This is a genomic window from Rhizobium grahamii (assembly GCF_009498215.1).
Classification (GTDB): Bacteria; Pseudomonadota; Alphaproteobacteria; order Rhizobiales; family Rhizobiaceae; genus Rhizobium; species Rhizobium grahamii_A.
In genome coordinates this window covers 1,251,855-1,267,447 of the sequence record NZ_CP043499.1, presented here as the reverse complement: position 1 = coordinate 1,267,447, position 15,593 = coordinate 1,251,855, and the positions used below count along the sequence as shown (strand labels likewise).

Sequence of the window (15,593 nt, the reverse complement as noted above, 5' to 3'; positions counted from 1 at the left end):
CTTTGAAGTTTGGCATCGAGATTTGGTTGGCCATTAGAATATCCCGACCTCGATATTCTCACGGGGCGCGTGCGAATGCCCTAGAAGGAAGTCGGCAGACATTGGGGTCCTGATTTTTCAAACCAGTCTGCTGTTTTTGATGCCGCACAATTAAAGACACGAAATTAAAGACCCCAGTGAAATCAATGCCTTAGTTGACCGTCTTGATGGAATATGCTAGATAGATGGCGTAATGAGGAATGTTGATTTCAACTCCGCCAGTTTGGGAGAGGCGATGAGCGCTGTCTGCGATATTGTGCCGCGAGTCTGTTCGTACAGGAGCCTCCTCTTCAGGTTGGCCAAACTCCGCGCGCGATAAAAATCAAAGCTGTCAATTCTGTTAGTCAAACGGCTGGAGCGCAAGTGACTGCCGAGCGGGGAAGATATGTCATACGGCGACAAAGCGGCCACGGAGACCAGGACTCGAGATGGCTACCTCTACGATCCCGAGCAGGATCATTGGTACATCATCGACCCTTGGTCAAAGCATCACTTTGATTTCGAAACCGTCCCGGTCCCTCCGGCGCTGAAAGGTAAATTTAAGCAGTTCGTAACGACCTGTCTAAGACTCAAGCCGGTCATCACAGCGCATTCGTATTACAGGTTTACGCGTGCATTCCTTCACAGGGTATGGGAGAGTGATCCGACGGCTACGCAAATTACAGATGCCCATGTTTTGAACGATCGCGCGTCGCGGGCGTTGTCCCCATTTGTGATATTAAAAGTGAGCGCGGCTCTCCGCTACTGGAGCAAGATCGAGTTGCCAGGCCTCACACGAGCTGCCGCTCTTCTACTGGCAACTCCAACCGGACTATCGCCAAACCAGAATTTGTTTGTCGCCCGGTTGTTCGACCCGCTCAAGGGCGCATTCAGTACCTTAGAGTTTGATGGACTGACTTCCACTCTTCATCGAGAGTTCGCGGCAGGCAACGTAGACCTCGACAGTTACGCGATATCACTTCTTCAAATGGTCTTAGGGTTGCGGCCAACACAAACCGCGAGTTTCTTGGTGAAGGACCTTTCAGTCGAGGAAGCCGACGGAGGCAAGGTTTACCGGCTAAATGTGCCACGCGCCAAGCAGCCGGGGGACATTATCGACACACCTTTACTGAGCGGAGATTGGTTCCTGAGCTCGGGATTATCGTTGAAGCCCAAGTGCGCGCTGTAAGTGAAGATGCTGCGAAGGTGGACGCTACGCGGATCAGCGATGCACCTCTTTTTCCCGAAAAAAATGCGGAAGGTATCGTTTACGATGGGTCCGGATGTCCCGTCCCTGTTCCTCCATACAAGATTGCGAGGCTCTACGGAGAGACAATGACAAAGTTGCGGGTCGTCTCGGAAAGGACTGGGCAACCAGTTCGGGTCACTTCGGATAGGTGTAGGAAAAATTTAGGAACTAGGGCGGCTGCAGAAGGCCGATCGGTAGCCGAGATTGCCGCAATTCTTGACCACACCAACGAACAGTCGTCGAAAGCTTATGTTGAAGTCCGTTCCGAACTAATTGCGAACCTCAATAAGAAACTCAGCATATACCTTGCGCCGCTCGCTCAAAGGTTCGCTGGAACGATCATCTCGCAGGCCACATCCACCGACGTGCCTGTGATCGGATCAGTCAGTCCCGGAGGAGTTCCGTTTTCGATGGGGGGATGCGGGAAATGCGGTTCCTGCCATTTGGGCAAGCCGGTTGCGTGTTACACCTGCCGACTTTTCAGGCCATGGCTTGAAGGCCCCCACGAAGCAATGTTGGATGGATTGTTGGCTCGGCGGGGGAGATTGCTCGATCTTGGGTCGGACTTCGTTGCTAGTGCACTCGACGAAACAATTGTCGCATGTGCCGAGGTCGTGAGGCAATGCGCCGACATGAAAGTCGCCCAGACTAAAGGTATTGCGTGATGATCTTCACACCAGACGGAGTTGCCTCCGCCGAAAGTAATATGACCAGATTTATAGCCTTCGCGAAAGAGGACCTCACAATTTGGGGGCCAGACCTTATCTTTGATGAGCCGATTTGGGATGTGACGGATTCATATTTCGTTCGAGGTCGTCCACATAGAATTAAGCTGCGCTTCTGCGACCGAGATAAAGAGGGTACCTTTACCCCGGTGCCGCTCGAAGAGCCATTCGCTGCGCAGATCAAGTCCGTCCTCAGATATCGCGAGAGTATTGAACGGCGAGAAGCCGCGCCATTGTTGTCTCTCAGTGCCTACAAAACTCTCCTCCAAGCGTACCGCACGACCGGAATGGTACCTAACTTGACAAACCTCACCTCGTCTCTCGTAGACACTGCGGTCGCAATAGCAGGGGAGACGAGCAGCTACCACGCTGCGAGAGTGGGGGTGGCTCTCGCAGAGCTATCAAGATTTCTATTTACGAACCGGCTAGCACCGTTTGCACCCCCGGATTACCGACATGGGGTATCGAGAAGTTACAGAAAGGCATCTGAAAAAGGCCTGCCATCAGAGGAAGCTCTGGAAGCTCTACCTAAGGCACGCTTGTTGGCGACACATCCTCGCGACGTAATACTGACAAATGTCATGGCGCTCCTCGTCGTCGCGCCGAGCCGGATCAACGAGTTATTCGCCTTGCCGTCGCATTGCGAGGTCCGGCCTCTCGATCCTCACGACGACCGCTATATGCTCTGGTGGGCGGGATCGAAAAGGCACCAGGATTTCATCAAGGGAATACCCGAAGCACTCACGCCGCTCGCGAAGGAAAGTATCGGACTGCTCCGAAAATGTACGTCGGCGGCGCGGGATGTGGCCTTATGGTACGAAAAAAATCCGGGTGCCCTTTTTTTGACTTCAGACCTAGAGCACCTTCGCGGTAAAGACCTTTCGGTCGATGATATCTCCCTCATTACAGGTATTACCTCAAAATGGTGGGCGACTAACAGACGCTTGAAAAGTGTCGTGGGGGGACCGACTGCTCGCTACTCGTTTGGCGAGGTGGAGCGTCTTTTTATAGCAATGTTGCCATCTACCTTTCCGATTATGGACAGGAAAACCGGGCTGAAGTTCAGCGAGGCGCTACTCGTCGTGCCCAAAAATCTATTCGATATGAAGACGCAGGCGTTCACTTGTATGTTTGAGCCCATAACCTACTCCCGTGTTCAAGAGGGCTTCATGAAAGCAGGGGGGTATTCGCACGCCTCGGCCTGTCGACGCCAGACCAGCCTATAACGTTGAAGACGAATGCCTTCCGTCATTTTCTAAACACACTCGCGCAGCGAGGTGGCCTTTCGGAATACGAGATAGCCGCATGGAGTGGACGTGTCGACCTCAACCAGAACCGGGCCTACGACCATCGCTCACCTGCGGAGTTGATACACAAGGTAAAACGACTTCAGAGAAATAATGGGACGGCAGCTTTACGGTCAGAGCAACGCGCACCGGTTTCAAAATTACAAGTCCCAAAGCGCTTCCATGGGCATGCCACGGAGATCGGATATTGCGAACATGATTTCTCTGGCGCTCCATGCACCATGTTCATGGATTGTTTGCACTGCACCGAACACTTATGCATCAAAGGATTCGATCCAAGCCACAAAGCGCGAGTGGACGATGCACTAGCTTTGGCCGAGTTAAGCTTGGAACAGGCCAAACATGGGGCAATTTTCGAGGAGTTTGGTGCAGACGATTGGGTTAATAGTCACCAAGAGACTATTGATCGACTATCGCAACTGAAAGCCATCCTTGAGGACGATACGATCCCTGATGGAGCGGTCATCCGGTTGTCAAAGTCCGGCCGGTATTCGCTCGTTGAGCAGGCAGTCAGAGATCACGAAGCCGCGACTGGCAACATAATTGTTCCGCCGGACGCCTTTGACCTCCGAGTTCGACTGAAAGATTGAAGTCGTGAAGCGGAAAGGAAACAAGAAGGGTAGTCGGTCGCCCGCCATGACCGCTGCGATGGTTAGAACTGTGGTAACACTAATCAATAACTGGAGCGGGACGCTGACATGGGACGATTTATGCGCTGCGGTCGGCAATAAAACAGGATTATTCTATACTAGGCAGACACTGTCAAAATACGAGCAGATAAAAAGCGCTTTCCGTGCCTATAAAGCTGCCCAGAGCCATGCTCAAAACGTTCGACAAACTCCGAAAACCAAGCCGACAAGAAGGTTCGTGATCTCGAGCGGAAAGTAAACGAATTGCAGGCTTTAGTTGATACGCTGTTGGAGAAGTTCGCAAGGTGGGCGGTCAACGCGAGCACCAAGAACCTGACGGAAGAGTTCCTTGACCGGCCGCTTCGACAAATCAATCGGGCGAAAAATCGCTAGGCCGGTCATTCATCGGGTTTAATCGTCGCATTGGCCATAACCTGACTTTGATGCTTTAGGGAAAATTCAGTCGCCTTCTTTCTTATCCGCCGGCGGTTGTAGTGAGAAGGCATATGAGACTTTTCGCTCCAGCCCATGTTATAAATTCGAGTTTCGTTCTCATCTTTTTCCGACATGCCTTCTCGATCTGCCAGATTAGAGTAGTCTTCGTTCCATTGATGACGAAGGACGTGGCCGCATAGTGGCCCCAGCAGCGGGAAACGAGTCTTTAACACACCAAAAATGGCCGTGAACGAGCTTTCTGATAGTGGAGCACCGTTTTGAGCTACAAATAGAACGTCATGCTTTCTCGCTGGCGCAATCTTGTTGCGTTCGACTAAGTAGGCCTCGAGCACCCTGCACATATCTTCAGTCAAAGCTAGGTCGCGCTCTTTAGTTTTGACATTGGATTGGCGTTTCTTGGGATAGGTAGGGTCGTCTTGCCGCCGCACTATTTTGAGAATTCCCTCCCTTCGATCGAAATCACGCCTGCGGAGTGCGAGAAGTTCACCACGGCGAATTCCAACGGCTAACAGCAGCTGCGCCAACGCGCCATTGCGAACCTTAATGAAGGGTCTTTTCCAAGGGTTTTGGCTGGATTTTGGGTCTACCACTTGCATGAACAGCTTCTTGCCGGCGTCGCCCAGGCTCAGCCTGTCACCGGACGATGGGGTGGGAATCTGCGCTTGGATAGCCGTCACCGTTCGTTGCACTGCAGCAAGATACCGAGTTATCCGCTCCTCGGTTCGCTGACTTCCGTAATCGCTTTCCAGAATCGACACAACTCGGCGATCGGCGAGCCACAAGACATACTGCGTGGCAAACATAAGTCGGTGTGCAACCGTCGAAGATTTCACGGTAGCAGCCTTTCTGGAAGCAGGTATCCGCTTTGGCAGATAGGCCTCATCCTGAGACTTCCTTGAGCGGTTGCGCATCCGCCCGACTGAAACTTCATCGTTAGCGAACTTGGCGGGGATCAAAGCCTCACGTAGCAAAGCCTCAATTTCGGTTAAACTGAAAACGTTCCCTCGCTTCAATCGCATCGACAAGTTGATCTGATGGCGGTCGCAGAAACGATGCAAGAACATCGCTCCGCGCAGCGCCGCCTCCATCGAGGCGGCGCTTGCGGCCCGGTATTTTGTCGCTACCCACACTAAGGGCTCGAATAAAGGAACGTTGTCATCGCCCAACAACATGGGGAATCGCTCGCCGTCGTGGAAAACTTGCATAGCAACTCGCATCCGAGACTCCTTAGGTGTAACCTAAAAATACCTTGAATCGTCAAGTTAATCAATATGTTATGAAATATTTGTATACAAAATCATAATCCTACCCTTAATCCGGTGGTTGAAAAATTCAACCAAGTGGCCATAATCCTTTTGCCTTTGGATCGCGTGCCCCTATAATCGGGCCGACTTATCCAATCGCGAGTTGTCTGTTGACGTTGGTTGCCCAGCACAGCCTTCTGCTTCGTTTGCTCGGAAAGCCCTCGCTTTTCGCCAATGGGCGTGAGCTTCTGCTTCCCGAGAAGGCATACGCGCTTCTTGCTCTTCTCGTGACCTCGCCGCATCTGTCGATGGACAGGGAAACGTTGCGTGATGTGTTGTGGGATGCCGACGCTGCAAAGCAGCGTGCTGGCAGCTTGCGGCAGCTCCTTGCCCGTATCGAGCGAAGCGTGCCGTCCGAGTTCCCTCGGCTGCTGGACGCAACCAATACCGATCTGACGTTTAACGCGGGCCATTGGCAGGTCGATGTCCTCATTCTGCGCGACACGCTGCCGCCGCTTGAACGTGAAAGCTGGGACTTGCTTGACGGCGATCTTCTCGAAGGATTTCGTGCGCCGACCATAGAGGCCGACGAGCGACTGGCACTTGAGCGCCGTCGCGCAGTCGAATGGCGCGACACGCACCTGACGCGGCTCGTCGAGGACGCGGGCAGCCTGGCATCACGGGATGTTCTGCTGCTTGCCGGGCGTTTGATCGACAATGATCCGTCGAATGAGGTTGCGTGCCGGGCGCTGATGCGCGCTCACACGAGCGCCGGCGACGCTGCGGCGGCGCGGCAGGTTTATCTTCGCTGCCGGAATGAATTGAAGACTGAGTTCGGCGCGGAGCCGGAGCCTGCAACGCAGTCTCTCGCCTATGAGCTCGGGATCATCACGCCGCCGGCGCCGGCTGCAAAGGCGAGTGTCTTCGTGCCGCCAGAGCTCGCGAATGCCGACTTGGTGGGCGAGCCGCGGGTCCTGATCCTGCCGCCCGAGACCATGCTGTCCGACCCACTGCTGCAGAGGATCGGTCGCGCGCTGCTCGAAGAGGTGACGATCGGGCTCAGCCAGCAGCGTGGCTTCAAGGTTATTGCCGCCCACACAAGCGTCGAAATTCTCAATCGAAGTGTGGCGGAGGTCAACCAGCCGACGCCGCCCGAGCTGCGTTTCGACTATACGGTCTATGTGACGATCCACGGCCGCGAGGACGATATCTATGCAACGTGCCGACTGACCAAGACGTCGACCGCGGAGGTGCTATGGGCGATCGATCTTCCGCTGGCGATGCAGAAGGTCACGCACTCCTTCGGTCTGCTCGCGCGCCGGATCGTTCTTACCCTCGTTGATACGATCGAGCGGCGAGAACTCTCCGACATGGCGGAAGAGGTCAGTCCGTCCGCCTACCGCTTGTACCTTGAAGGCAAGCGGTTGGTCTCGAAGACGGATCTGCAGCACCTGCGTCAGGCGCGTAAATGGTTCAAGTCGGCGCTCGCGAAACACGACAGCTTCTCGTCCGCACATGCCGGCATGGCGCGCGTGCTTGGGATGGAATGGTTGGTCCGCGGCATGCGGGAAACCGAGCTTCTCGAGGAAGCGGAGCGCTCTGCCTGGCACGCGCGTGACGCGGATCCGAACAGCGGACGCGCGATGCGGGAGCTTGGATTTGTTGCCCTGTATCGTCGGCGCTTTGCCGAAAGCCTCGACTTCTTCGCGGAGGCGCAGATGTTGAGCCCGAATGACGCCGATATTCTCGCAGATCACGCCGACGCATTGGTGCATGATGGCCAGAGCGACCGAGCCCTCGAGCTCAGCCTGGCGGCGCTGAAACTTAATCCGCTGCCGCCGGATTACTATTACTGGAACCTCGGCGGCATCTATTTTGTCCAGGAAAACTACGCCAAGGCGATCGAGGTTCTGGACCGGGTGAAGGCGCGTCCGGCGACCGCGCGCTTGCTCGCCGCCGCGCACGCGAAGAACGGGAATGCAAAGGCGGCCGCCCACTACGCGTCTATCGTGCTCGAGAATTTCCCGGATTTCCGCACGGACGACGTCTGGCGCTTTGTACCGGATCGCAACCCTGACGACACGCGCCAGCTCATCGATGGGCTCCGGCTTGCCGGTCTGTCCTAAACCGTTACACCTGCCGGATTTCCGTCGCCGTTGGGCGCGGACGCCAGTCACGCCGGAATAACGCCTCGCCTTCATCTTCTCCTCGCCCGCAGCAAAGCGCTGCTTCCAGCTGGAGAAACCTAATGAACTCGACAGACATCAAGACCGCGCCCGCCGTTCGCCTTTCGTCCGCTGCCCAGGCTGCTCTGAAGCAGCAGTCCGTTCAGTTCGACACGAACGCTACGGCCAGCATCGTTCACGCGCTGAAGTTCCGTTGAGGTCGATGCGAATGTCTGCCCAAGGTGCTTTGCAGGATCTGATCACGGATCTCGGTCTCTCGGCCGGTGGTGTCAACGCCTACCATGATCGATCACTGACGCCTGGGCAGACGTTCGCGGCGATCAAGCCGCATTTTGCCGAGCTTGGCATTACCCGCGTCGGATTGCTGACCGCGCTCGACCTCCTCGATATTCCCGTCGCTTTCGCGACCCGCCCGAACAGCCACACGCTCTCGGTCTTTCAGGGAAAAGGCATCGACGAGGAGGCAGCCATGACCTCCGCGGCCATGGAGGCCGTCGAGACGCGTGTCGCCGAGATGCGGCCTGATAACATGATCATGGCGTCCGTCGAGGGTTTGAGGGCCGAGAAAGCGCCCATGATCGACCTCGACTCGGTTGCTCGTTGCGTACCCTCCGACATCGGCACGGACCCGATCGCCTGGTGTGAGGGCTTCGATATTCTTTCCAACCGGCAGGTGTTCGTGCCGTGGTCGCTCGTGGGGCTTGACCACCGCGGCATCCGGCCGAGCGGCTTCGAGCAGTCGAGCGACGGCCTCGCATCGGGCAACCGGCCGGCTGAAGCCGTACTGCACGGGCTTTGCGAACTTGTCGAGCGAGACGCCTGGGCACTGATGCAGCTGCGTCCATACGATCAGCTGAAAGGAGCGCGGGTCGATCCTGGCTCTCTCGGCGATCCGGTTGTCGACATCATCGTTGATCGCATCAAACGCGCAGGCATGCAGCTTCTTGTCCTCGACATGACGACCGACATCGGCGTTCCGAGCTTCCTGGCCGTAATCATCCCCGGAAATCTCGGCGAACGCGTCGATGCGCGCTGGACGCATGTCTGCGGCGGATGCGGCTGCCATCCTGATCCTGTTCGCGCGATCCTGCGGGCAATCACGGAGGCGGCGCAGAGCCGGCTCACGGCCATTGCCGGCAGCCGCGATGATTTTTCCCCGCGCATCTACCAAAGGCTGGACGAGAACGGTCCGATGCAGCAGCTGATCGAACTGTGCGACGAGCAGCCAAGAGCTTGGGTCTCTTCCATGGAGCCGGCAAAACGCAGCATCCAGCAAACGATCTCCCATATCGCTGAGCGCCTCGCTTCGAAGGGCATCACGCAGCTGGTGGCGGTGCCGATCGACCATCCGCGTCTGCCCGTCTCGGTCGTCCGTGTGATCGTGCCGGGCCTGGAAGTGGATGTCAGCGGCGAATTCATCCAGCTCGGCCTTCGTGCGGTGCGGGCCATGCAAGGAATGCAGATATGAAAGTGATCTTCGCGGGCCCAAGTTTCGGGGCCGATCTCGAAACCCTTCGGAAGGCCTATCCGTCGATCGTGTTTCGCCCGCCAGCTGCCCGTGGCGACATCCTGCAGGCGGTGGAAGATGGCGCGCGCGCGATCGGCATCGTCGACGGCTATTTCGGCGAAGTGCCGTCCGTCTGGCACAAGGAAATCCTTTACGCTCTGCAGGCGCATGTCGTCGTCGCCGGTGGCGCGAGCATGGGCGCGCTGCGGGCGGCCGAGTGCGCCGCCTTCGGGATGGTGGGTCTCGGAACCATCTACGATGACTATGCCGAAGGTCGCCTGATGGACGACGAGGCGGTCGCGCTTGTTCATGCCCCGGAGGAGCTTGGCTGGCTGCCGCTCTCGATCCCGTGGGTCGATTTTCAGCCGACGGTCGAAATGCTCCGCCGCGCCGACGGAATCTCCGAGAAAGAATCTAAGATGCTGCTCATCGCGGGCAGGGCGCTGCATTTTTCCGAGCGCACCTATCCCAAGGCAATCGAACGCTGCGGCTTTGCCGACGAGCGTCGCGCCAAGGAGATCTTGCGCCTCGTTCGTGCCAACAAGGTCGAGCGCAAGCGCGCCGATGCGGAAACCGTGCTGCGGTACCTTCATCACCAGGCTGAGCCGGTGTCGCGCAGCTGCGATTGGGGCTTTGCGGCAACCTCTCATTGGGAGCTGCTTCGCAGTGAAGTTGCGCGCTCCGTCACGCCTGTAACGCTCAAGTAACGCCCGACCTCGATCATCGTCACAGGACTGGAATTCAAGCGGATTCCAGATCATCTGAGAAGGCGGCATTGATGAACATTCAGACCAAGGACGAAGGCACGGGCAGCGAATACGCAAGGATCTTCCGGCTGCTTTCAGCGGCAAAGGAAGAGGCTGCGAAGCTCAAGCTGCACAATCTGACTCATCTCGCCAACATGGCGCTGCTTCAAGTCGTGATCGATTGGGATGGAATCGATCCCGAACGGGAACTCGACGTCAATCTGGAAAAGCTGATGGGTGCAAAGACCAAGATCGCGATCAAGGACGCACGCGAAAACATCGTCGTCCTGGATTGCCACTGACCTGTGAGGCGAGGCCGCGTTATTCCGCAGCTTCGCCTTCAGCCAGTTCCATGCCGGCGATAGCCTGGACGAGCTTGACGATCTTCTTGCGGACCTGCTCGTTCTTGATGGAAAGGAACGCCGCATTGAGCAGGACGCCGTCGCGGGAGACGACAAACTCTTCGCTCGGGGTCGGATTGTCGTTGGCCGTGCCCTGAGGAGCCAGATCTTCAAAGAAAGACCGCACATCGACTTCAAGGGCGCCCGCGATTTCCACCAGCATGCTTGCCGATACGCGGTTGGAGCCCTTCTCGTATTTCTGGATCTGCTGGAAGGTCACGCCAACCCGGTCGCCCAGCTCGGTCTGCGAGACCTTGCGCATCAGACGCTTGATGCGAATGGTTTTTCCGACGTGGACGTCGACTGAATGCGGTGCGTCTTTCATGGCCCTATCCTTTCAACGCCGGTTGTGGCGCGACTTTTCTGCGATTAAACAACCTATCGAAGATATTTGAACGGATCAATTGTGCCCCTCAAATTTTCTTGCCTATGGTGCATGTGGCTGAAAAGCCTGACGTGCACCTGAAACAGGTCGCTTGGTTACAAAAAACCTATACGTTGGGACGGCAACCATAGATCTTCATTAGAAGAAAATGTTTTTAGCGCCATGGTTGGTCGTTCGCGCTCCCTTTCGCGCGCTCCACGCGCGCCTTAAAGGTACGATATTCTTAGGTTTTCGCAGCGCCAAAGAGCCCTTTAGGCGGCGCTGCTAATGTCTATTGAGAATTCCTGCTAATTGATGGGCGCGGGCAGAGGGGCAGTCCTTTCGCCTCCGCCGCTGTTGTGTCAGAGATGGAGCATCCGACAACACGAGAATCGCCGCGCATTGACCATTGGATTTGCCCACGCAGAATTGATCGCTGTGTTAACGGCCGTGACAGCGGGAGAGCCGCGTGTCATGACGATCCGCTCGGGTCAGGCATTGCCGTCGGGGCCGTTCGAAATGGGGCACCGGACGTTGCAGAGCGGCCTGAGGGAATGGGTTCAGGAGCAGACGGCGCATCCGGTAGGTTATCTCGAGCAGCTCTATACCTTCGCGGATCGGGATCGCAACAATGACATCCAGGGTGGTCGGACGATCTCGATCAGCTATCTCGGGCTCGTCCGTGAGCAGGCCGGCGCGGGGCGGCCGGGCTGGCATGGCTGGTACGAATATCTTCCCTGGGAAGACCGGCGAAGGGGGATCCCGGCCGTCCTGAGCGAGCTTGTCGATGGTCTTGCGGCCTGGGCCGAGAGCGAGCCGGCGCGCCGTGCCGAGCGCAAACGCCGCGCCGCCTTCGCTTTTGGGCTCGATGACATTTCCTGGAACGAGGATCTCGTCCTGCAGCGCTACGAGTTGCTCTACGAAGCGAAACTCGTTGCTGAGGCGGGCGGCGACGCCAACTTCGGGCGCGCGATGTTTGCCGATCATCGGCGCATTCTTGCGACCGGGATCGCAAGGCTTCGGGCAAAGATCAAATACCGGCCCGTCGTATTCGAGTTGATGTCTGACACTTTCACCTTGCTGCAGCTGCAGCGCAGCGTCGAGGCCCTCGCGGGGCTCACGTTGCACAAGCAGAACTTCCGTCGACTGATCGAGCAGCAGGATCTTGTCGAGGAAACGGGCCAGACCGAGGCAGAAACCGGTGGTAGGCCGGCCAAGCTCTTTCGTTACCGCCATGCTGTTCTCGAAGAGCGCGAGCTCGCCGGTTCGAAACTGCCTCTCTCTCGCAATTGACATATGCTCACATTGAGAATATCTATTTGCCCGTGATATGCTCAAATGGAGCATAATGGAGGAGCGACCGTGAACCAATCCTTGACGACTGATGACCTTTACCAACGAGTAAGCCGCGTCGTTCCAAAGGCGGAATGGATGATGTTCGAGGACGACGTCCAGGCGATCCTTCGATTGAAGCGCGAGCGCAATGCCGTCATCCTCGCGCACAACTATCAGACGCCAGAGATCTTCCACGGCGTCGCGGATATCGTTGGCGACAGCCTGGCGCTTGCGCGCAAGGCAATCGACATTGAGGCCGATGTGATTGTTCTCGCCGGCGTTCACTTCATGGCCGAGACCGCCAAGCTGCTCAATCCCGAGAAAACCGTGCTGATACCGGACATGGCTGCCGGCTGCTCGCTCGCCGATTCCATTACGCCGGAGGATATCGCCCTGCTGAGGGCAGCGCATCCCGGCGTTCCCATCATCACCTATGTCAACACGTCGGCGGCCGTCAAAGCCGCCTCCGATATCTGCTGCACATCGGGCAATGCGAAACAGGTGGTCGAGTCTCTCGGCGTTCCGCGTGTTCTGATGATCCCCGACGAGTATCTGGCGCGCAACGTGGCGCGCGAGACGGATGTCGAGATTCTCGCATGGCATGGGCACTGCGAGGTCCACGAGCTGTTCAACGCGGAGGACGTTAGGCAACTTCGCGAAAATCATCCGGGGGTCACGGTGCTTGCGCATCCGGAATGTCCGCCTGAGGTGGTCGCGGCAGCGGATTTCGCGGGCTCGACCGCGGTTATGTCCGACTATGTGGCGGCCAAGCGTCCAGCGCGCGTTGTTCTTCTCACGGAATGCTCGATGAGCGACAACGTTGCCGTGCATCACCCCGACGTCGAGTTTATCCGGCCCTGCAATCTGTGTCCGCACATGAAGCGGATCACGCTCTCCAACATACGAACGGCGCTTGAGCAAAATCACCACGAAGTCGTGGTCGACCCCGAGGTGGCGGTCGCAGCGCGCCGCGCCGTCGAAAGGATGCTGGCGATATGAGCGACATTCTGGAGGCGTTTCGCGATCATGTGGTCATTGTCGGTGGCGGCCTTGCCGGGATGATGACGGCGCTTCAGCTTGCTCCGCAGCCGGTCCTGATCGTCAGCCGCGGCAAACTCGCAGGCGGGAGTTCGAGCGTCCTGGCGCAGGGCGGCATTGCTGCCGCACTTGCCGATGACGACAGCCCCTCGCTGCATCTTCAGGACACGCTTCGTGCCGGCGACGGTCTCTGTGACGAGGCGGTGGCGCGGTCGATCCTTGCGGATGCGGGGCAAGCTGTCGCCGCGCTGGAGCGAGCAGGCGTTTCCTTCGATCGTGACGCCGACGGCCGTTTTGCCTTTGGTCTGGAAGCGGCGCATCAACGTCGCCGCATCATCCACGCCCGGGGAGACGGCACGGGTGCAGCCATCACGCAGGCTATGGCGGTTACCGTTTCTACACGATCGTCGATCTCACTGCTGGAAGGGTGTGAGGCGACAGCCGTTCTCACGAGCGACGGCGCGGTTTCGGGCCTGCAGATTCTCGGTCCTGCAGGCGCAGCTGTCATTCCAACCTCCCGGATTGTGCTGGCGACTGGTGGGGTCGGAGGGCTTTACGAAGCGACGACCAATCCTCTTGCGAGTATTGGTCAGGCGATAGCGATGGCCGCCCGTGCGGGTGCCGTGCTGGCGGACCTGGAGTTCGTTCAATTCCATCCGACCGCTCTGGCTTGCTCTCGCCGGCCTATGCCTCTGGTCAGCGAGGCGGTACGCGGCGAAGGCGCTATCCTGATCAACGATCTCGGTGACCGCTTCATGGTGGGCGTCGATGGCGAGGAGCTTGCTCCGCGCGACGTCGTTTCGCGCGCCATTGCCGAACAATTCGCGCAGGGGCGCCGCGTGTTTCTCGACGCCCGGTCGGCGCTCGGCATTGGATTCGCGGCTAGATTTCCGACAATCCACCGATTGTGCCATGAGGCCGGCATCGATCCTGCACGGGCACCCATTCCGGTTCGTCCGGCTGCTCACTATCACATGGGAGGAGTGGCGACCGACATTTGCGGGCGGAGCTCGGTGAAAGGCCTCTGGGTCGTGGGCGAGGCCGCCGCAACCGGCTTGCATGGAGCAAACCGACTTGCCAGCAATTCCCTCCTGGAGGCCGCGGTCATGGGACTGCGTGCCGCGGACGATATTTCCGGAACTCGGCCTCGGCACGTCTCCCCAGGCGATTTCATGACTGGCGCTTGCGCTGCCGACGCTGGCGCCGTGCGTGCGATCGTTTCCCGCCAGCTCGGCGTGATCCGCGAGCGTTGCGGGCTCCAGAGCGCGATTGCTTCGCTCTTGCCGCTTGCTAGGTCAGCCGGTGCGAGCCGTGATCCTGCGTTGACCGCGCTCCTGATCGCTGTATCGGCGCTTCTGCGGGAAGAATCCCGTGGCGCGCATGCGCGCAGCGATTTTCCTGAGAAACGGGAGAAGGCCGAGCGCAGTTTCCTGACTTTGGAAGAAGGCCTTGCCCGCGCAGATACCCTCGTCGACAATTTTGCAAGGAGCGCCTGAGATGACGCTTGTTTCACCTTCCCGTGTCATCATCGAGCCGATCGTCCGTACAGCACTGCTGGAAGACCTCGGCCTCGCCGGAGATCTGACGTCCGCCTCTGTGATACCGGAGGACCATCAAACCACTTTGGCAATGGTAGGGCGCCAACCCGGTACCATCGCCGGTCTCGATGCCGCAGAGCTCGCCTTCAGTTTGATCGATCCAGATATCAAGTTCGAGCGTCACATCAGGGATGGTCATCGCGTATCGCCGGGCGATGTCATCGCAACGGTCAGCGGGCCTGCGCGTGGCGTTTTGACTGGAGAGCGGACGGCGTTGAATTTCCTCGGCCATCTCTCCGGGATCGCAAGCGTAACTGCTTCGCTCGTTCAAGCCATAGAAGGCAGCAGCGCGTCGATTGCCTGCACGCGCAAGACGACGCCGGGTCTGCGAGCCCTGGAGAAATACGCCGTGCGTGCAGGCGGCGGCGTCAACCATCGTTTCGCGCTCCACGACGCGGTGCTCATCAAGGACAATCATGTCGCCATTGCCGGTGGCATTCTCCAGGCGATCCGTCGCGCGAAGGCGGGTGTCGGGCACATGGTCAAGATCGAGGTTGAGGTCGATACGCTGGATCAACTGCAGCAGGCCATGGAAGAGGGCGTCGACGCGGTGTTGCTGGACAACATGACCTGCGCTCAGCTGCGCGAGGCCGTTGCCATGATAGACGGCCGTGCGATCAGCGAGGCCTCGGGCAGGGTAACCCTTTCAACCGTCGCCGCAATCGCTGCCACGGGCGTCGACCTCATTTCCGTGGGATGGGCGACGCACAGCGCCCCGACGCTCGACATCGGGCTCGACGTGGTCGCGGCATAAGCACAGACGGCGCTTCTCGGCGCCGTCTCCCGCCGT

At 58.1% G+C, this 15,593-nt stretch carries 14 protein-coding genes; 12 read left to right on the top strand and 2 right to left on the bottom strand.

Annotated features, from left to right (window positions below; all coding sequences use genetic code 11):
* Positions 1-424: 424 nt before the first annotated feature.
* The 3 genes from FZ934_RS24680 (at position 425) to FZ934_RS24670 (ending at position 3,889) form a co-directional block, all read left to right on the top strand.
* A complete protein-coding gene (locus FZ934_RS24680) occupies positions 425-1,207 on the top strand; it encodes a hypothetical protein (protein ID WP_153273444.1) in 783 nt (260 codons plus the stop codon).
* A 766-nt stretch (positions 1,208-1,973) separates the two neighbouring features.
* Positions 1,974-3,218, top strand: coding sequence for a hypothetical protein (locus FZ934_RS24675; RefSeq protein WP_194273822.1), 1,245 nt, complete (start codon positions 1,974-1,976; stop codon positions 3,216-3,218).
* Between the two features lie 2 nt (positions 3,219-3,220).
* Complete coding sequence (locus tag FZ934_RS24670; RefSeq protein WP_153273442.1) at positions 3,221-3,889, top strand: hypothetical protein; 669 nt, start codon at positions 3,221-3,223, stop codon at positions 3,887-3,889.
* 437 nt (positions 3,890-4,326) lie between these two features.
* Here the strand turns inward: FZ934_RS24670 and FZ934_RS24665 are convergent, their stop codons facing one another.
* Positions 4,327-5,601, bottom strand: coding sequence for a tyrosine-type recombinase/integrase (locus FZ934_RS24665; RefSeq protein ID WP_153273441.1), 1,275 nt, complete (start codon positions 5,599-5,601; stop codon positions 4,327-4,329).
* 203 nt (positions 5,602-5,804) lie between these two features.
* On the opposite strand from FZ934_RS24665, the gene FZ934_RS24660 reads away from it, so the two are divergent.
* From FZ934_RS24660 to FZ934_RS24645, 5 genes are all read left to right on the top strand, one after another.
* A complete protein-coding gene (locus tag FZ934_RS24660; RefSeq protein ID WP_432443670.1) occupies positions 5,805-7,754 on the top strand; it encodes a BTAD domain-containing putative transcriptional regulator in 1,950 nt (649 codons plus the stop codon).
* Positions 7,755-7,876: 122 nt separating this feature from the next.
* Entirely contained in the window at positions 7,877-8,011 is a 135-nt protein-coding gene (locus FZ934_RS28470; protein ID WP_274533891.1) for a hypothetical protein, read from the top strand.
* A gap of 11 nt (positions 8,012-8,022) precedes the next feature.
* Positions 8,023-9,282, top strand: coding sequence for a YcaO-like family protein (locus tag FZ934_RS24655; protein WP_153273440.1), 1,260 nt, complete (start codon positions 8,023-8,025; stop codon positions 9,280-9,282).
* Positions 9,279-10,028: a TfuA-like protein gene (locus FZ934_RS24650; protein WP_153273439.1), complete on the top strand. Its 750-nt coding sequence runs from the start codon at positions 9,279-9,281 to the stop codon at positions 10,026-10,028. The genes FZ934_RS24655 and FZ934_RS24650 overlap by 4 nt, the downstream gene beginning before the upstream one ends.
* Positions 10,029-10,099: 71 nt before the next feature.
* Positions 10,100-10,369: a hypothetical protein gene (locus FZ934_RS24645; RefSeq protein ID WP_153273438.1), complete on the top strand. Its 270-nt coding sequence runs from the start codon at positions 10,100-10,102 to the stop codon at positions 10,367-10,369.
* A 19-nt stretch (positions 10,370-10,388) separates the two neighbouring features.
* Here the strand turns inward: FZ934_RS24645 and FZ934_RS24640 are convergent, their stop codons facing one another.
* Positions 10,389-10,793: a helix-turn-helix domain-containing protein gene (locus tag FZ934_RS24640; RefSeq protein ID WP_113362670.1), complete on the bottom strand. Its 405-nt coding sequence runs from the start codon at positions 10,791-10,793 to the stop codon at positions 10,389-10,391.
* Between the two features lie 441 nt (positions 10,794-11,234).
* Here FZ934_RS24640 and FZ934_RS24635 point away from each other — a divergent pair, with 441 nt between their 5' ends.
* Genes FZ934_RS24635 through nadC form a run of 4 tightly spaced genes read left to right on the top strand, consistent with a single transcriptional unit; the run spans position 11,235 to position 15,557 of the window.
* On the top strand, positions 11,235-12,125 hold the full coding sequence (locus tag FZ934_RS24635) for an NUDIX hydrolase (RefSeq protein ID WP_153273437.1): 891 nt from the start codon (positions 11,235-11,237) through the stop codon (positions 12,123-12,125).
* 45 nt (positions 12,126-12,170) lie between these two features.
* Positions 12,171-13,166 carry a quinolinate synthase NadA gene (gene nadA / locus FZ934_RS24630; protein WP_153273436.1) on the top strand — a complete coding sequence of 332 codons (996 nt, stop codon included), beginning with the start codon at positions 12,171-12,173 and terminating at the stop codon, positions 13,164-13,166.
* The gene (locus FZ934_RS24625) at positions 13,163-14,701 is read left to right on the top strand and encodes an L-aspartate oxidase (RefSeq protein ID WP_153273435.1); all 1,539 of its coding nucleotides are present in this window, start codon (positions 13,163-13,165) and stop codon (positions 14,699-14,701) included. The genes nadA and FZ934_RS24625 overlap by 4 nt, the downstream gene beginning before the upstream one ends.
* Position 14,702: 1 nt before the next feature.
* Positions 14,703-15,557 carry a carboxylating nicotinate-nucleotide diphosphorylase gene (gene nadC / locus FZ934_RS24620; RefSeq protein ID WP_153273434.1) on the top strand — a complete coding sequence of 285 codons (855 nt, stop codon included), beginning with the start codon at positions 14,703-14,705 and terminating at the stop codon, positions 15,555-15,557.
* Positions 15,558-15,593 lie beyond the last annotated feature (36 nt).